The sequence below is a fragment of the Rathayibacter tritici genome (genome assembly GCF_002932875.1).
In the GTDB taxonomy this organism is placed as follows: Bacteria; Actinomycetota; Actinomycetes; order Actinomycetales; family Microbacteriaceae; genus Rathayibacter; species Rathayibacter tritici.
Map to the genome: position 1 here is coordinate 57,481 of NZ_PSWS01000003.1, position 17,518 is coordinate 74,998.

Here is a 17,518-nt window from a genome sequence, read left to right on the forward strand (position 1 = left end):
GCGAGCCGGAGATGCTCAGCCCGTTACGAGCAGGGGCGTGCCGCGTACGGTGCGCTCACCTGCGTGGAGACAGCCTTCCCCTCGATCGTCGCGGAGGCGGCGACCGTCACCGCACCGGCGGCCAGGTCGGCCTGACGGGTGGTGAAGGCGTGCGACACGGTCTTGCCGGCGGCCACCGAGGCGACCGTCTTCGTGCCGTACGGCGAGGTCATCGTGACCGACACCGTCTCGTCCGACTGGTTGGTCGCCTGCACGGTGAGGATCGCCTTGCCCACGATGCAGCGGGTGGCGGCGGCGGCCGTGACCTCGAGCGCCGGTGCGGCCTCGCCCTCGGTGAAGGCGAAGGTGTCGAGCTCGAACAGGTCACCGGTGGGTCCGGAGTAGCTGAAGTACACGTCGTGCACTCCGGTCGCCCCGGTCAGCGCGGCGCTGACGTCGGTCCATTCGCCGGTCGTCCCGGTCACCGGGACGGTGCCCGCGACGGGTCCGGTCTCGGAGTCGAGGCGCATCGTGATGGAGCCGCCGGCCTGCAGAGCCTTGGCGCGAGCGGTGAACGTCGCCGCTCCGGTGTCGCCGAAGTCGACGGCCGAGAGGGCGGTCCAGTCGCCGTTGTCGAGGTCCTTCAGCACCAGGTTCTGCGTCGCTCCGGCCGTGGGGGTGCCCAGCGGCGCGGTGGCGATGCCCTTACTCCAGCCGATGGTCTCGGCGGGGAAGGTGCGGTACGGATCGAAGTCCTTCACCTGGTCGACGCCCTTGTAGTCGCCGACCACCTGCTGCACCGTGCCGTCGGCCGTGAACTGCAGCTCCTGGATGTGCGGGCTGCGGTACCCCTGGGTGGTGTTCCCGTTGATCCGCTTGTTGAGGGTGGGGGCGTGATAGGTGAAGTAGTACTTGCCGCCCAGCTCGAAGACCGACTGGTGGTTGTTGCCGCCGGTGCCTGCTCCGAAGAACTGGCTCTGGTTCGGGAACATCACGCCGGCGTACGCCTCCTTGGGCCACGACATCGGGTCGTCCGAGATCATGTAGCCGATCTCACCGCCGCCCGGATAGCCGGGCACGCGGGTCTGATTGCCGCCGAAGTCGTTGCCGCCGAAGTGCGAGGAGTAGGAGAGGTAGTACTTGCCCTCGCGCTCGAAGACCTGAGCCGCCTCGAAGGCGACGGGCGCATCCACGACCGCGGAGGTGCCCTCGGTCGAGATCATGTCGTCACCGAGCTGGATGACGCGGATGTTCTTCGGGTTGTTGAAGCGCTCGGCCGCGGGGAGCGCGGTCGAGGCGGGTCCGCCTCCGAAGAACAGGTAGCCCTGTCCGTCGTCATCGACCAGCGGAGCCGGGTCGAACTTCCACGCGACGTCCTCGGCGCCCGGAGTGGACGCGTTGATGAGCGTGGAGGTGCGCTGGCTGGTCCACGGGCCCACCGGCGAGTCACCGGTGATCACGTTGCTGGAGCCGCCGCCGTTGGCGTAGTAGAGGAAGTACTTCTCGACTCCGTTCACGGTCTTCTTGGCCATGCCCGGTGCCCACGAGTTGCCCGTGAAGGGAGCGACTCCGGAGGAGCCGGCGACCTGGATCTCGCCGTGATCGGTCCAGTTGACGAGGTCATCCGAGGAGATCACGGTGATCTGGTTGATCTTGCCGTAGTCGATCCCCGCCGAAACGCCGGTAGCCGGATCCGGCGAGTAGCCCTGGGTGTCGTTCGTCATGTACATGTACACGCGGCCGTTCTCGACGAAGCCGAAGCCGTCGGCTCCGAACTTCCAGCCGATGAGCGGGTTGTGATCGCCCGGCAGCTTGCCGACGACCTCGATCGTGCGCGAGGCGGGCGCGGGCGGTGCCGCTCCGACCAGTGACACGTCGTCGAGGGTGTAGTCCATCAGGTGCGTCTCGGGAGCCGCGGACGGAGTCGCCGTCCACGGCGTCTCGAAGAAGAGTCGCGTGGTGGCGACGCTCTGACCGGCAGGAACGGTGAACGATCCGCTGATCGTGGCCCACTGGCCCTTCGTCGCGGTGACGCTCGCGAGGTTCGTGTACGAGCCTCCGCCGTAGTGCATGGTGGCGAAGAACTGCTTGGTCGCGGGGCTCGCGGCGGCGTCGTACTTGATCTGCGCCTTCACCTGATAGGTCTGCCCGGCGACGACCTTGCCGCTGAGGTCCTGCATCGCCCCGGATCCGGTGGTGGTGCGGGAGCTGACCTTCGCGGCCGCAGCGCCGGTGCGGGCGTCCGCCGTGGTGGCGATGACTCCGGAGTCGGCGGCGTTGCCGTTGTTCACGAACCAGCTCGCGGTGCCGTTCTCGAAACCGCCGTTGACGACGAGCTCCGTCTCGGCCGCTGTCGAGGTCTGGGCGGCGAACGGCGCCACCAGCAGTGCGGTCAGCGCGGCCGTGGCCAGCAGTCTGAGCCGCAACCGCCCCTGTGGAGCGGTGTCTACGTGTGTTCTCACGGATCCTCCTTGATCGTGTCGTGCAGGAGATCGACGACGAGTGCCGCCGACGGGTTCGGGGCCGGGGGCGGCCGCGCGGGCCGCCCCCGGGGATCTCAGCCGCACGAGGCGGCCGGGTGGGGGGCTCGCACCTCGGTCGTGACGGACTCGCCGTCGACCGTGGCGGTCGCGGTCACCACCACGTCGGCCGCGGGCACCGAGGCGGCACGCGTGCTGAAGGCGTGGCTCGTCGTGGCACCCGGGGCGAGGGCGGCGACTGTCTTCGTGCCGGAGGCGCTCTGCATCCGCAGGGCGACGGGCACGTCGTCGGCGTTGGTCGCCCGGATGGTCACGACGACCTTCCCGGCGATGCAGCGGGTCGCGGCCGCCGCGGCGACGTCGAGCGACGCCCCCTTCAGCGTGCCGAGGCGGGCCAGCTGGTAGCTGAGCGCGCGCTCCGGGGCGTCGATCTGATTCTGCGATCCCGCGGTGCCGACGGCCCGCGCCTTCGCGAGGACCGACTGGAGGTCGGACCAGGCGTCGGCCGGGTAATCGCCGGCGCGGAGGGTCGCCGCGTGGGCGATCGCCGCGTCGAGCTGCGAGCGGTCCAGCGCCTTCCCCTCGGAGGAGAGGGTGTCGCTGAGGAGGAACTCGTCGACGTCGACATGGCCGCCGGCCGTCGTCGTGGCGTAGCTGAACAGCCCGAGGCGGTGACCCATGAAGTGCGTGAGCTGTCCGTCGAGGGTCTGCGGGCCGACGCGGGAGCCGAGCTTCGTCCAGCTCTTCCCGTCGAGGCTGTAGGAGAAGGTAGTCCACAGCTGCCCGGCCGGGGCCGAGAGCTCGAGGTCGGCCTTGAGGCGCACCTGCGAGGCGTCCCCCAGCGCGGCAGTGGTTCCGGGGAGGAACGACTCGACGGCCGCCTGGTCGAAGGTCGTCGCGAACGGCTGGCTGCGATTCACGACGCCCACGGTGTTCACGCCGTCGACGCGCTTCACGGCGACGTACGAGAAGCCGCGGTTGTAGGCCGCGAGCCCGGCGACGTCACCGTCCTTCATGCCGGAGACGTCGAACGCCGCCTCCGCCGACTGCTTCGGCGCGACGATGCGCTGGGAGAGCGTGTTGCGCGCCTCCTCCAGGTACGTCAGCTCGGGCGAGCCCGAGAGGCGGGTGTGCGCGGCCGTGCCGCTGAGCACCTTCCCGTTGGTGAGGCGGAGCCAGCCCTCGCGCTCGGTCAGCGACCAGTAGCGGTTGTCGGGGGCGTGGTTCCACTGCCAGGGCAGGGCGAGGTGCGAGCCGTTGGGCTCGATCTCGGCCGCGGTCGGGCGCTCGAGGGTGGGCGCGGCTCCCACGAGCGAGACGTCGTCGAGCAGGTAGTCCACGCTCGAGGACGCCGGCTGCGGGTTACCCCACGGCGTCTCGACGGCGAACTTCACGCTGGCGACATTCGCGGTCTCGGGCACCGTGTAGGTCCCCGTGATCGTCGTCCACTGACCCTGCGCGACCGCGGCCGAGGCCATCGTCACCGGGCCGGAGCCGAAGTCGGCGCAGAGGTTGAAGCGGATCGACGCGGGGCCGGTCGTGTACTTCACCTTCGCGGACACGGTGTAGGTCACGCCGCGCTGCATCTTCTGCGCGAGCAGCTGGTTCGGGCCCGAACCGTTGAGGGTGCGGGTGCCCACGCGGAGCGCGGCGGTCCCCGACGCTGGGTCGGTCGTGTGGGCCGAGAGCGTCGCGCCGAATTGGCCGGCCCACGGCGCCGTCCCCGACTCCGCCCCCGGGTTCTGCAGCAGCTGCACGCCGAGCAGCGACGAGTCGTAGGCCGGCGCGGGCGGGATCGTCCACGACTCGTCCTGGTATGCCTTCGCCGGGGCGTCGTTGTCGAAGTCGTCCGAGACGACGATGCTCTTCTGCCGCTCGAACAGCTCCTCCTCGGCGCTGAGGCGGATCGGCTTCGGGAAGCTTCCGCCCACCGGCACCGAGCCGTTCGTGCCGAAGGTCGGCCAGCCGTCCTTCCAGGTCGCCGGGATCAGACCCGGGATGCGGCCCGTCGGGAAGCTGTCGCGGAAGAACATGCCGTGCCAGGCGGTCGAGCCGTCCTCCTTCGCGATCGGCACCAGGCTCCCCTGGGCGAACCCGCTGGAGTTCAGCACGCCCTTGCCCTCGTAGGGGTTGCTGCCGTCGGCGGTCGCGTAGCGGCCCAGCAGCTCGGAGGAACGGAACAGTGCCACCTGGCGGCCCTGGCCAGAGGGCCAGGTGATGATCACGATGTAGTACTGCCCGTCGATGTACTGCACCTGCGCGCCCTCGAACAGCCCGCCGAGGTAGGCGGCGCCCGGGTAGTCGGTGGTGCGGAGGATGTTCGGGTACTCCGCGACGACGGTCGTGAGGTCCTCGCTCAGCTTCACGGCACTGGTCGATCCGGAGCCGTAGAAGATGTACGGAGTGCCGCCGTTGGCGTCATCGAAGAAGAGCGACGGGTCGTGGAAGGCGCGGCCGAGGGCGACGCGCGTCCAGGCTCCGTCCTCGATGTCGTCGGTGGAGTAGAGATACGAGCCACCGAGGTTGTTGGTGTTGAAGACCGCGTAGTAGCGGCCGTCGTGGTACCGCAGCGACGAGGCCCACTGGCCGTTGCCGTAGGAGTTCTGCCCGTTGCGGAGCGAGAACCGGTCGCCGATCTCGAGCCGATCGAAGACGTAGTTGACGATCTCCCAGTTGACCAGGTCGTACGACTTCATGATCGGAGCGCCCGGGCTCAGGTGCATCGTGGTGCTGATCATGTAGTAGATGTCGCGGCCCTCGTCGTTCTCGGAGGCGGGCACGCGTTCGACCGAGACGTCCGGGACGTCCGCGTTGAGCAGCGGCACGGAGTAGGTGCCGTCACCGCGGTCGGTCGAGGTGGACGAGGGCTTCGGCGACCACGGTTCGGCCGCGCCCGCGGGGGCCGCCAGCATCCCCGCCGCGAGCAGCGCGCCGACCGTCGCCGCAGCAACCGTGCGCAGGGTGATCATTCGAAGAGGGAGAGGGTCAGGACGGAGGAGTAGTCGCCGGGTGCGACGTCGGCCTCGGTCTTCAGGGTGAGTCCGGCGGTGACGCTCCACGAGCCGTCGGTCGCGGTCTCCTGCGAGTCGAGCGCGAGGGCGAGCAGCTCCTGATCGGCGAGGCCGACGGCATCGGCGCCCTCGTCCAGAACCGTCTCGACCGGGTCGCCCTCCGAGACGAGCCCGGACTCGCCGCCGTCGACGAGCGCGGGCGTCCAGCCGAGGTGATCGGCCGTGATCTCGTCCTGGTCGCCGTCGCCGGTGAAGGCGCTCGCCGAGCCGAGGACGTACCAGCCGGCGTCGTCCGGGATCTCGTCGGCGGTGCGAGTGTCGGTGACGGTCACGGTGGGCAGCTGCCCGGTGAACTGCCGGATCGTGGGAGTGGAGCCGGTCTCGGTCAGGTCGGCCGTCGATCCGGCGACGGACATCGCGAGGACGCCCGGCTGCTCCAGCTCGGCGATGCTGACGTTCACGTCGACGTCGTCCGCGCCGAGCTCGGTATCGGCGAACGCCGCCGCGGCGGCGACACCGCTGAGAAGGAGGCAGCCGGTGAGGGCGACGCCCGTGCGGGCGAGCAGGGCGGGGCGGGAGATGCGTCGCAGGGTCATGGTGGTCCTCCTCGATCGGCACCGTCGCCGATCAGGTCGAGCGCGCAAGGCGCAGTGGGGGGCGGCGTTGAGGCCGCGACAGAGGGCGGCGCGCGCAGCATCGGAGCAGCGAAGTGATCGCCACCAGCGCACGAGGCGCGCGAGAAAGAACAGGGCGGTCCGTGCGTGGCGGCTTCCACAGCGTGGCCACTCGGACTCCAGCTCTCGATCCCCTCAGCGGTGAGGGGAGGGAGGCTGTCCCGGCATTCGTCGCAGTCGACCGCTGAGTGTTCGCTCAGCTAGTCTTGCGGGCAATGTTATCGGGAACATTCCCGATTGCAAGGACGCATTCCGACGCGACAGAACGGCACGCCCCCTCGTCGTGGCCCCGCTGTGGCGGCCGGAGGGGAACGACGAGGGGGACGACGATGTCCACAGGAGCAGCGCCGGCGGTCCGGGAGCCGACCCCGCCGATGCCCGAGCGGCCAGGGTTGATCGGAGTGCTGTTGGGCGACTTCGAGCCGTTCAGCACCGAGGTGCTGCAGGGAGTCGCCGCAGCCCTTCACGGCACCCGCTTCGACGTGATCGCAAGCAGCGGAGCGAGCCACCGCGAGACGAGCGGATGGGAGCTCGACTCCCTGCGGCGCCTCGCCGACGCGCGGGCCGAGGGGGCGATCCTGGTGACCCCCTCCTCCGTGATCCCCTCCTGCTCCCTGCCGCTGGTGGTCGTCGATCCGCTCACCGCACAGACGGAGCTGCCCTCGGTGGCGACCGACGACTTCGGCGGTGCGCTGCTCGCGATGCGCCACCTGATCGGGCTCGGACACCGGCGCATCGGCCACATCGCCGGCCGCCCCGGCCTGGAGTCGTCGCACCGTCGGGGAGCCGGCTACCAGCGGGCACTCGCCGACGCCGGACTCGCCTACGACCCGGCGCTGGTGCGGGTGGGCTACTACCGGCACGACCCCGCACTCATCGCGGCCCGGGAGCTCCTGGCACTGCCCGAGCGGCCCAGCGCGGTCTTCGCCGCCAACGACGCCTCGGCGATCGCGGTGATCGAGGCGGCGCGGACGCTCGGGATCGCCGTGCCCGAGCAGCTCTCGGTGGTCGGCTACGACGACGTGCCGGGCGCGTCCCGGATCGTGCCGGCCCTGACCACCGTCCGGCAGCCGCTGCACCGCGTGGGGCGCGCGGCGGCTCGAGCAGTGATGACACTCATCGGCGGCGGGGCGGTGCAGGAGCCGCACCTGCTGCTGCGCAACCGGCTCGTGCTGCGCGAGTCGACGGTGGCGGCTGCGGAGGGGGATCTCTCCCCCGCCGTGCAGGCGGCAGGAATACGCTCGGCGCCATGAGTCAGCAGCGCACTCCGGTCACAGTCACGGTCACGGGAGCAGGAGGTGCCATCGGCTACGCGCTCCTCTTCCGCATCGCCTCCGGCCAGCTTCTCGGACCGGATACGCCCGTCCGGCTGAACCTGCTCGAGATCCCGTCGGGCCTCCGCGCCGCCGCGGGCACGGCCCTCGAACTGCAGGACGGCGCGTTCCCTCTCCTCCGCGGCATCGAGGCGACCGACGATCCGGCCACCGCGTTCGACGGCGCGAACGTCGCCCTCCTGGTGGGCGCGCGCCCGCGCAGCGCAGGCATGGAGCGCGCTGACCTGCTCGCCGCGAACGCGGGCATCTTCGGCCCGCAGGGGGCCGCGCTGAACGCGCACGCCGCCTCCGACATCCGCGTGCTGGTCGTCGGCAACCCGGCCAACACCAACGCGTGGATCGCGCGGCGCAGCGCCCCGGACATCCCGGCCGGTCGCTTCACCGCGATGACCCGCCTTGACCACAACCGCGCCGTGGCGCAGCTCGCCGCGACACTCGACGCGCCGGTGGACTCGATCCAGGGCGTCGCGATCTGGGGCAACCACTCCGCCTCCCAGTACCCCGATGCGACCCATGCCACCCTCGACGGGCGCCCCGTGACCGAGCTGGTCGACGCCGAGTGGCTGCACGGGGAGTTCGAGCCGCGGGTCGCCAAGCGCGGCGCCGAGATCATCGAGGTCCGCGGAGCGTCGTCCGCCGCGTCCGCCGCCTCCGCCGCGATCGACCACGTGCGCGACTGGGTCGACGGCACCTCCTGGACCTCGGCCGCCGTCGAGTCCGACGGGTCCTACGGCGTGGAGGAGGGGCTGATCTCCTCGTTCCCGGTGCGCTCCGTCGACGGCGAGTGGCGGATCATCGAGGGCCTCGAGATCGACGCCCACTCGCGCGCGAGGATCGACGAGTCCGTGCTCGAACTGCGCGCCGAGCGCGACCAGGCCCTGGCCTTCCTCGCGCCCTGACCCCTCCCGCGAGATGCCACTTACGCGGGCCTCGACCGGCGTGTCGCGCGCGTAAGTGGCATCTCGCGGGGAGGGGTCAGCGGCGCTTCTCGGGGGTGGGGAGGGTGCCGGCGGTGCGGGCGGCGGCGTACCAGGCGTGCGCTTCCTCCTGGCGCGTCGCCTCGGCGCCGGTCGCGATCGCGGCGCGCACGTGCTCGGGTCCGTAGCCGAACGCGGCGACCAGGTCAGCGGCGTGCGGACGGATGCGGACCAGCAGGCGGTCGATGTAGGACGTCACCGCAACCGCTCGCTGCGAGGACAGGCGGCCGTGGATCAGGTACCAGTCAAGGTGCTTCTCGATCAGGCCGAGCCCGAAGAGGTCGCGGAGCCAGGTGAGGACGGTGCGGGTCCCCGCGTCCTCGATGCCGGCGAGCGCCTGCGTGAACGCCTCCCACTGCAGCAGCTCCGCATGCGCGCGGGCCGCGTCGATCAGCTCGCTCTGGTGCGCGTTGAACAGGCGTGCGGCCTCATCCGCGGGCAGCTTCGACGCCGGACGCAGCCGTGAGGCGATCCCCGCGACCATGCTTTCGACCCGGCCGGTAAGCAGCTCGCGCTGATCGTCCCGCAGCTGGCCGACCGAGCGGGCCGTCGATCCGCGGTCCGCGACCATCTGAGCCAGACGCCGCAATCCGGAGGTGTCGACCGTGGCCTCCGCGACCTGCGAGGCGGCATAACGCGCCAGCTCGGTCGGCTGCGCATCCTTGAAGCGGCGGCCGACATCGGTGAGCAGCCGCTTGGCGACGAGCTGGAGCAGCACGGTGTTGTCACCCTCGAAGGTGGCGTAGACGTCGAGGTCGGCGCGCAGCTGAGTGAGCCGGTTCTCGGCAAGGAACCCGGCGCCGCCGCAGGCCTCCCGTGCCTCCTGGAGTGTGTCGAGAGCGTGCCAGGTCGAGAGCGCTTTGAGGCCGGCGGCCAGGGTCTCGAGGTCCTGGCGCGACTGCTCGGTGTCGTTCGCGCCCGAGAAGACCTCGTCGAACGCCCGCAGCAGCTTCTCGTGCGCGAACCCCGCGGCGTAGGTCGTGGCCAGGCGCGGCAGGAGGCGGCGCTGGTGCCGCTGGTAGTCGAGCAGCACCTCCTCCCGCTCGCCCCCGCCGGTGAACTGGCGGCGCTGGTCGCCGTACGTGATGGCGATGGTGAGCGCGATCTTCGCGGCGGCGACCGAGGCGCCGTCGAGCGAGACGCGGCCCTGCACGAGGGTGCCGAGCATCGTGAAGAAGCGGCGGCCCGGGCTCGCGATCGGCGAGGAGTAGGTGCCGTCCGCGGCGACGTCGCCGTAGCGGTTGAGCAGGTTCTCCCGCGGGACGCGGACACCGTCGAAGTGCAGGCGGCCGTTGTCGATTCCGTTCAGCCCGCCCTTGAGTCCGTCGTCCTCGCCGCCGACTCCGGGCAGAAACACGCCCTGCTCGTCACGGATCGGGACGAAGAAGGCGTGCACGCCGTGGTTCACGCCGTGCGTGACCAGCTGGGCGAAGACGACCGCCGCGCGTCCGTCGACCGCCGCATTGCCGAGGTAATCCTTCCAGGCCGCGCGGAACGGGGTCCGCAGCACGAACTCGCCGTCCTCGTAGGTGGCGGTCGTGGCGATCGAGGCGACGTCGGAGCCGTGCCCGGTCTCGGTCATCGCGAAGGCGCCCGGGATGTCGAGGCTCATGATGCCCGGCAGCCACTTCTCGTGGTGCGGGCGCGTGCCCAGGTGCAGCACCGCGGCTCCGAACAGACCCCACTGCACGCCAGACTTGATCTGGAGCGAGGGATCGGCGGTGACCAGCTCCTCGAAGCCGGCGACATTCCCGCCGTGGTCCGCCTCTCCGCCGAGATCAACCGGGAAGGCGCGGTGCACGCCGCCCTCGGCCGCGAGGACCCGCATCTGCTCCGAGACGCGCAGACGGTGCTCTGTCATCGGAAGGCCGTCGGTGCGGTGCAGCTCGGGGCGAGCCGTCAGGGCCCGGCTGGCGAGGCGCTGCTCGCGCCAGGCGCCGAGCAGGATCTCGCCGAGAGCGGCGACGTCGACGGCGGGGACTCCGTCCTCGTCGAGGCGGGCGTCAACCTCGGAGCCGAGGGAGTCGACCGGTGACGTCGTCGCGATCGAGCCGGAGCGGGAGCGCCGGGGCCGCGTGCGCCCGGTCGCTGCCCGGTCGGCGGCGTCGGCGGCGGAGCGGGGGTGGGGAGCGGTGCTGACCATAATGTTCGTGTCCCTTCGACCGTCTTCGGATCGGGCCGCTCGCGGTGCGGGGGGCGCCGACGGGCGCGGCAGCGCAGGCGGTCCTCGCACGGTAGGTCGCGCGGCGGCGCGGCGGAAACGTTCCGTCGCCGGGACACAAACGCAGCCGGGCGCAGGCGCAAGCGCGTTGTCGGAACTGACCAGGCGGCTTCTTCGCCGCGATCTCGGCCGCTCGGCTCGCAGCAGGGCTGACCGCGACCCCGCCGTCCGTGCCGCGGCGGCATGCGGCTGGATCCCCCCCGGTTTCAGTGATCTGCGGACAGTGCGTGGACGGACCGCCGACCCTACCCGTATTCGTGGCTGACGCCGACCGGGATGCGTCGCCGTCGGAACCCGAAGGTCCGGGACCGCTGGAGGGTGCGGCCGGCAGCGGCGGCCGACGGCGCGGCCGGGCGCGAGATCCTGCGCGACGGAGTGGCGACTCTCGCGCTGCTGCTCCTCTCCGGCTTCGAGGCACTCCTCGCCATGCCCGTCGCCCTGCCGCGGAGCTGGATCCGAGCCGGGGGCTCCCCGCGCCGGGTGGCCGACACAACGTCAGCTGGGAGGGGTTCTCATCGACGATGGTGGATGAGGGGGCGTCTCAGCTGACGTTGCGTCGCTCGTCTCCTGCTGGTGCGGCGGCGCGGTCGGCGGCGAGGGCCGAGCCCGGACTGCGGTCAGAACGCGGGCCAGTGGGGGCGCGTTCGCGGGGCAGTCGGGCAAGTCCGCCGGTCAGTAGGGGCCAGTCCGCCGGTCAGTAGCTGTCCCAGCCAGGCTCCCAGTCGGGCTCGTCCGGCGGCACCCAGTCGTCCTGCGGCGGCTGCGCTGCGGACACCGGCGGACCGGCCGACTCGCGGCCGAACGAGGGCTTCCCGCCCCCGGAGCGCGGGGAGCCGCCACGGCCGGCTGGGGTGCGGCGGGGAGCGGGAGCCTCCTCACCGGCCTGGGGGACGGCGATCTCGGGAGTCTCGCCCGCGACGACGGCGAGCACGGCCTCACCGTAGGTGAGCAGCTTCTTCTGGCCGACGCCGCCGATGATGCTGAGCGCGTCCATCGAGGCCGGCTCGGTCGTCGCGATCTCGCGGAGGGTTGCGTCGTTGAAGACGATGTAGGCGGGGACGGATTGCGCGCGCGCCTGTGCGGCGCGCCACTCCCGCAGCCGCTCGAACAGGGGCTGGGCCTCGCCCGAGAGCTCGGCGACGGTGGAGCGGCCGGAGCGGGAGGACCCGCTGGAGCGCGCGGGCTTCTCGGGCTCCTGCCGCAGCTCGACGGTCCGCTCACCGCCGAGGACGGAGGCGGACGCGGGCGTGATCACGAGGGTGCCGAAGCCGTCGTCGTTGACCCCGAGCAGGCCCTGCGCGAGGAGCTGGCGGGCGACTCCGCGCCACTGGGTATCGCTCAGGTCGGCGCCGATGCCCCAGGTGGCGAGGGCGTCGTGCTTGTGCTGCGTGGTGCGCGGCGTGGTCTTGCCCCGGAGGACGTCGATGATGTGGCCGGCGCCGAACTGCTGGTTGCGCTCGCGCTTGAGCCGGACGACCGTCGAGAGGAACTTCTGCGCCGCGACGGTGCCGTCCCAGGAGGCGGGCGGCTCGAGGCAGGTGTCGCAGTTGCCGCAGGCGGTGCTCTCCTGGCCGAAGTACGCGAGCAGGTTCACCCGGCGGCACTGCACCGTCTCGGACAGGGCGAGCATCGCATCAAGGTGCGCGGACATCCGCCGGCGATGCGCCAGATCTCCCGGCGACTCGTCGATCATGCGGCGCTGCTGCACCACGTCCTGCAGGCCGTACGCGAGCCACGCGGTGGAGGGCAGGCCGTCGCGGCCCGCACGGCCCGTCTCCTGGTAGTAGCCCTCGACCGACTTGGGCAGGTCGATATGCGCGACGAACCGCACATCCGGCTTGTCGATCCCCATGCCGAAGGCGATGGTGGCGCAGACGATCACGCCCTCCTCACGGAGAAACCGCGACTGAGCGGCGGCGCGCACCCGGGAGTCCAGGCCCGCGTGGTAGGCGACCGCGTCGAAGCCGGCCGAGCGCAGCGCCTCCGCCGTCGCCTCGACGCTCTTGCGCGAGAGCGCGTAGACGATGCCCGCGTCGTGAGCATGCTCGCGGCGCAGGAAGTCGATCAGCTGCTTGCGCGGCTCGACCTTGTTGACGATCCGGTACTGGATATTGGGGCGGTCGAAGCTCGAGACGAAGTGGCGGGCGGCGCCGAGGTGCAGGCGCGTCGTGATCTCGCGGTGGGTGGCCTCGGTGGCGGTGGCGGTGAGGGCGATGCGCGGGACGTCGGGCCAGCGCTCGGCGAGCTCGCCCAGCGCGAGGTAGTCGGGGCGGAAGTCGTGGCCCCACTGGCTGACGCAGTGCGCCTCGTCGATCGCGAAGAGGGCGATCCGGCCGCGGGCGAGGAACTGCTTGGTGCCCTCGTTGCCCAGCCGCTCGGGCGCGACGTAGAGCAGGTCGAGCTCGCCGTCGAGGTAGGCGCGCTCGACGCGGGTGCGCTCGCCCGCGTCCTGGGTGGAGTTGAGGAACTCGGCGCGGACGCCGTTCGCACGGAGGGCGTCGACCTGGTCCTGCATCAGCGCGATGAGCGGAGACACGACCACGCCGGTGCCGGGGCGGACGATCGCGGGGATCTGGTAGCACAGCGACTTGCCGCCGCCGGTGGGCATGAGGACGACGGCGTCGCCGCCTCCGATGACCTGCTCGACGATCGCCTGCTGCTCGCCGCGGAAGGACGCGTAGCCGAAGACCTTCTCGAGGATCGCCTGCGCCTCGGCAGACCCGCGGCTCGCCTGCCCGCTCGCCGCGTCGCTCCCGTCGCCGCCGCGGTGCTCCGCCGCGGGGGCGGCGAGCGGCGGGGCGGGGCGGGCTGTCGCGGTGGGCTCTGTCACCCGGGGAACTCTACCCGCCGCCTCCGACGCGGCCCCGGGAGCGGGCGGAACTGTGGAGAGAGGGGAGGGACGGGAGTTGGGGAGGAGGTTTCGGGCGCGAGCCACCGGTGGCGCGGATCAGAGGTCGGTGAGGGTGCGGGTGTCGCCGTTCCAGAAGCGCACGCCGGCGAGGCCTGCGCTGAACGGTTCACCGAGGAGGGGGACGGCCGCGCCGAGCTGTTCGGCGCGCAGGCGGCGGGCGATGCTGATGTGCGGGGTCCAGGCGTCCGGCAGGGAGGTCTCGACGCCGCCCGGAATCAGGCGGGTGGCGCGGGCGTGCAGCGCGTCGAGGGCGGGTGAGCGGACGACGCCCCAGGCGAGGACGAAGCGGCCGGCGTGCGGGAAGAGGAGGACGGCGCCCAGGTCGACGGTCGTGGGCAGCGGGCCGAGGGAGCCGGGCTCGGGGGCGGTCAGCTCCGCTCCGGCGACGAGGGTGAGGTGGGGGCGGTTGCTGTCGGACGTGTGCAGCGCGAGGCTCGGGATGCCGGCCGCCTCGAGCGCCTCCCACTGACCGCGGACACGCGCATCCGACTCCGGATCGAGGAGGACTTCGACGCTGCGCATCCCCTCATCCTGCCGGTCCGCTGCGCGCGAAGGCCTTCGGTCGGGCGTGCGAGTGTCCAGAAGTTGTCGCACTCGGTGGTCGAGTGCGACAACTTTTGGATCCTCGCGGGAGCGGGCAGGAGCGGGCAGGAGCGGGCGGGAGCGGGCAGGAGCGGGCGTCAGCCGATCGTCACGAGGGCGGCGAACAGCTCGGGCGCGCGGCGATCGACGATGCGGCCGCCAACACGGACGCCGATCAGCGCGAAGACGCCGCCGAGTACGACGGCGGCCGCCAGCCCCAGCAGGCCGAGGGTCGTGTCGCCGCCGATCAGCGAGATCGCGCCCAGGACGATCGACGGGAGCGCCAGGAGCCCGGTCGCGGCCATGCTCCCCAGCATCACCACGCTCGAGATCATCCCCGAGCCGGGCGGCGTCTTGAGCGGACTGTCCCCCGGCGCCGGCACCGGGTAGACCACCAGGGACGAGGCGACGCTCGACACTCCGAATCCGCTGAGCACGAGCGCCAGCGCCATCCCCAGCACGGCCGGGATCGCGTCGGCACGCCCCGCGTACAGCGCCGTGCCCACCGCTACGACGATCACCGCCGGGACGCCGATGATCGCGGCGGCGAGGACGCGACCGGCGCGGTCGGCCGACCCCGTCACTCCGGAGCTGACGTGCGCCGCCCAGGCGGTGCCGTCGTAGGACACGTCGGCGCAGAGGGTCACGCCGAAGATCAGGCCGACGAGCACAGCCGAGAGCAGCACGAAGGTGTCGCCGCCACTGCCGACCGCGGAGTAGAAGACCGCGAGCACCACCACGGCAGGGATGACGAGCAGGCCGCGGCTGTAGCGCGGGTCGCGCCACCAGTAGCCGAGCGCTCGGGCGGCGACGGCGCCGGTCGGAGTGCCGGGGAAGCGGCCGAACAGGCCCAGCCCCGCGGATCCGGAGGCGGAGTGCGCGCCCGACGCGGCCGGCTCGGCGAGAGCATGGCGCAGCGCCCGCGCCCAGGCCCAGACGAGGACGGCGAGGGTCGCGAGCCCGATCAGCAGACGCGCGATCGCCGCGACCCCGTCGCCCGCGACGACGGAGCCGGGGACGGCCCAGATCGCGCCGAGCGGCGACCAGCCGAGGGCGTTCGCGATGACGGGGAGGACGTCGAGACCGTCGCGGATCACGGTCGTCAGGCCGACGAAAAGCGGACCGAGCAGGATGACGACCACGAGCACGACGCCGCCGACCACCTCCCGGTAGCGGCGGCTCGAACCCAGACCCGTGGTGAGCGCGCCGATGAGCCGGGAGGCGACCACGCAGGTCGCGACGCCGATCACGGCCGCGACGAGGCCGGGCAGGATGCCGATCGGCCGACTCCACCAGGCGGCGGCGGACACGAGCGCGCCGAGCGCGGTCACGACGCCCGGAATGCCGGCGAGACCCGCGGCAGCGAGCCCGAGCAGGAGGGTCCGCAGCGGGATCGGGAACGTTGCGAGGGTGGGCAGGTCCAGGCTCTGGTCGGAGCCGGAGACGAAGATCGGCCCGAGCACCCAGCCCAGGATCAGCGCGGAGCCGCCGAGGACGATCGCGACGCTCGCGAACGCCGGATCCGTCCCTCCCAGCGCGATCAGCCCGGCCGCGACCAGACCGAGCACCCCGATTGCGTACAGCCCGCCGAGGACGACGCCGATCAGCTGCCAGACGTTGCGCGTCAGCGCGTTGCGCAGCAGGAGCAGCCGCAGCCTCAGGAGATGCGCAACCATGCCGGTCCCTCCTGGTGGGTGCGGCCGCCGACCAGCTCGACGAAACGCTCCTCGAGGCTGGAGCCGGCGCGGACCTCCTCGAGGGTGCCGGAGGCGAGTACGCGACCGTCGGCGATGACGGCGACCCGGTCGCACATCCGCTCGACGAGGTCCATCGAGTGAGACGAGACGATCACGGTGCCGCCCGAGGCGACGAAGCCGGTGAGGATGTCGCGGATGTTCGCCGCAGACACCGGATCGACCGATTCGAACGGCTCGTCGAGCACCAGGAGGCGCGGGGCGCGCACGAGTGCGCAGGCGAGCGCGATCTTCTTGGTCATGCCCGCGGAGTAATCGACGACGAGGGTGCGGTCGGCCGGATCGAGGCCGAGCAGCGCGAGGAGATCACCCGTCCGCTCGACGACGACCCCCCGCTCCAGCCCGCAGAGCAGGCCGTAGTAGGTGACGAGCTGCACTCCGGTGAGGCGGTCGAACAGCTTGACGCCGTCGGCGAGGACACCGATCAGCCGCTTCGCTGCGAGGGTGTCCTTCCAGACGTCGACCTCGTGGATGGTGACGACGCCACTGTCGGGGCGGAGGAGGGCCGTGGCCATCGAGAGGGTCGTCGTCTTGCCCGCTCCGTTGGGGCCGACGAGGCCGAAGAAGGAGCCGGCGGGGACGTCGAGGTCGATGTCCTTCACGGCCTCCTTGTCGCCGAAGCGCTTGCGCAGGCCGCGGATCCGCAGGGCGACCTCGCCGTGGCGACCGGAGGCATCCGGAGCAGCCCAGGCGGGGGCTGCGGAGTCGTGGCGCTCGGGTGCGGTGAGCTGGGTGTCCGTGCCGTCCTGGGGAATGCCGGGGGGCGTCGTTCCGTCCATGGGAGTCCCTTCCGGGCCGCGGTGGGCGGCCGCTCCCCCAGCCTAGGCAACCGTTGCAGCCAGGGCGTCCGCCCATCGGAGGAGACACGGCATCCCCAACGCGGCGTCCCCGCAGCCGGCGACCCACCTACGCTGGCAGTATGCCCACCCTCCTCCTCGTCCGGCACGGACGCACCACCGCGAACACCGCGGGGATTCTCGCCGGACGCACCGCCGGAGTGCGGCTCGACGACGTCGGCCGGACGCAGGCGGCGCGCACGGGCGAGCGGCTGGCGGCCCTCGACCTCGCCTCCGTGCTGTCGAGCCCGCTGGAACGCTGCCGACAGACCACCCGCTTCGTGCTCGACCGGCAGGCGACGCCTCCGCCCATCGTGATCGACAGGGGTATCACCGAGTGCGACTACGGCGACTGGTCGGGGCGCTCGCTCCGCGACCTCGCGACGGAGCCGCTCTGGGCGACGGTGCAGAACCAGCCCTCGGCAGTGGTGTTCCCCGGCGGCGAAGCGATGCTGGCGATGCAGGCTCGGGCCGTGTCGGCGATCCGTCGGCACGACGCGACAGTGGCGCAGGAGCACGGGGCAGGAGCGGTGTGGGCTGCGGTCAGTCACGGCGACACCATCAAGGCGATCCTCGCGGACGCCCTCGGGATGCACCTCGACCTCTTCCAGCGGCTCAGCGTGGGACCGGCGTCGGTGTCGATCATCCGCTATGGATCGGGGCGGCCCGACGTGATCGCGATGAACACGGAGGCGGGGGATCTGGGGTGGCTGCGGACGGCCGCGCCCGCGGCGGATGCAGCCACCCCAGATCCCCCGC

11 protein-coding genes are annotated in these 17,518 nt (G+C 71.9%); 3 read left to right on the plus strand and 8 right to left on the minus strand.

Annotated elements, in window-relative coordinates; genetic code table 11:
- Positions 1–23 precede the first annotated feature (23 nt).
- The 3 genes from C5D07_RS01250 to C5D07_RS01260 form a co-directional block, all read right to left on the minus strand.
- Positions 24–2,441, minus strand: a complete 2,418-nt coding sequence (locus C5D07_RS01250) for a family 43 glycosylhydrolase (protein WP_211286305.1) — start codon at positions 2,439–2,441, stop codon at positions 24–26.
- A 95-nt stretch (positions 2,442–2,536) separates the two neighbouring features.
- Entirely contained in the window at positions 2,537–5,428 is a 2,892-nt protein-coding gene (locus C5D07_RS01255; RefSeq protein ID WP_104258443.1) for a family 43 glycosylhydrolase, read from the minus strand.
- Positions 5,425–6,066, minus strand: a complete 642-nt coding sequence (locus tag C5D07_RS01260; protein WP_208855027.1) for a hypothetical protein — start codon at positions 6,064–6,066, stop codon at positions 5,425–5,427. The genes C5D07_RS01255 and C5D07_RS01260 overlap by 4 nt, the downstream gene beginning before the upstream one ends.
- Before the next feature lie 407 nt (positions 6,067–6,473).
- Here C5D07_RS01260 and C5D07_RS01265 point away from each other — a divergent pair, with 407 nt between their 5' ends.
- Entirely contained in the window at positions 6,474–7,397 is a 924-nt protein-coding gene (locus tag C5D07_RS01265; protein ID WP_167542390.1) for a substrate-binding domain-containing protein, read from the plus strand.
- On the plus strand, positions 7,394–8,377 hold the full coding sequence (locus C5D07_RS01270; protein ID WP_068255710.1) for a malate dehydrogenase: 984 nt from the start codon (positions 7,394–7,396) through the stop codon (positions 8,375–8,377). Before C5D07_RS01265 ends, C5D07_RS01270 begins: the two co-directional genes overlap by 4 nt.
- Positions 8,378–8,453: 76 nt before the next feature.
- Here C5D07_RS01270 and C5D07_RS01275 read toward each other — a convergent pair whose 3' ends face one another.
- From C5D07_RS01275 to C5D07_RS01295, 5 genes are all read right to left on the minus strand, one after another.
- The gene (locus tag C5D07_RS01275; protein WP_104258445.1) at positions 8,454–10,598 is read right to left on the minus strand and encodes an acyl-CoA dehydrogenase family protein; all 2,145 of its coding nucleotides are present in this window, start codon (positions 10,596–10,598) and stop codon (positions 8,454–8,456) included.
- Positions 10,599–11,370: 772 nt separating this feature from the next.
- Entirely contained in the window at positions 11,371–13,506 is a 2,136-nt protein-coding gene (gene recQ, locus C5D07_RS01280; RefSeq protein ID WP_104258446.1) for a DNA helicase RecQ, read from the minus strand.
- 117 nt (positions 13,507–13,623) lie between these two features.
- On the minus strand, positions 13,624–14,109 hold the full coding sequence (locus tag C5D07_RS01285) for a 2'-5' RNA ligase family protein (RefSeq protein ID WP_068255718.1): 486 nt from the start codon (positions 14,107–14,109) through the stop codon (positions 13,624–13,626).
- Positions 14,110–14,267: 158 nt separating this feature from the next.
- A complete protein-coding gene (locus tag C5D07_RS01290) occupies positions 14,268–15,845 on the minus strand; it encodes a transporter (RefSeq protein WP_104258447.1) in 1,578 nt (525 codons plus the stop codon).
- The gene (locus C5D07_RS01295; RefSeq protein WP_084416065.1) at positions 15,827–16,702 is read right to left on the minus strand and encodes an ABC transporter ATP-binding protein; all 876 of its coding nucleotides are present in this window, start codon (positions 16,700–16,702) and stop codon (positions 15,827–15,829) included. The genes C5D07_RS01290 and C5D07_RS01295 overlap by 19 nt, the downstream gene beginning before the upstream one ends.
- Positions 16,703–16,842: 140 nt before the next feature.
- Between C5D07_RS01295 and C5D07_RS01300 the strand changes: the two genes are divergently transcribed.
- Positions 16,843–17,518 (plus strand): histidine phosphatase family protein (locus tag C5D07_RS01300; RefSeq protein ID WP_104258448.1); only part of this gene is annotated, 676 nt, incomplete at its 3' end.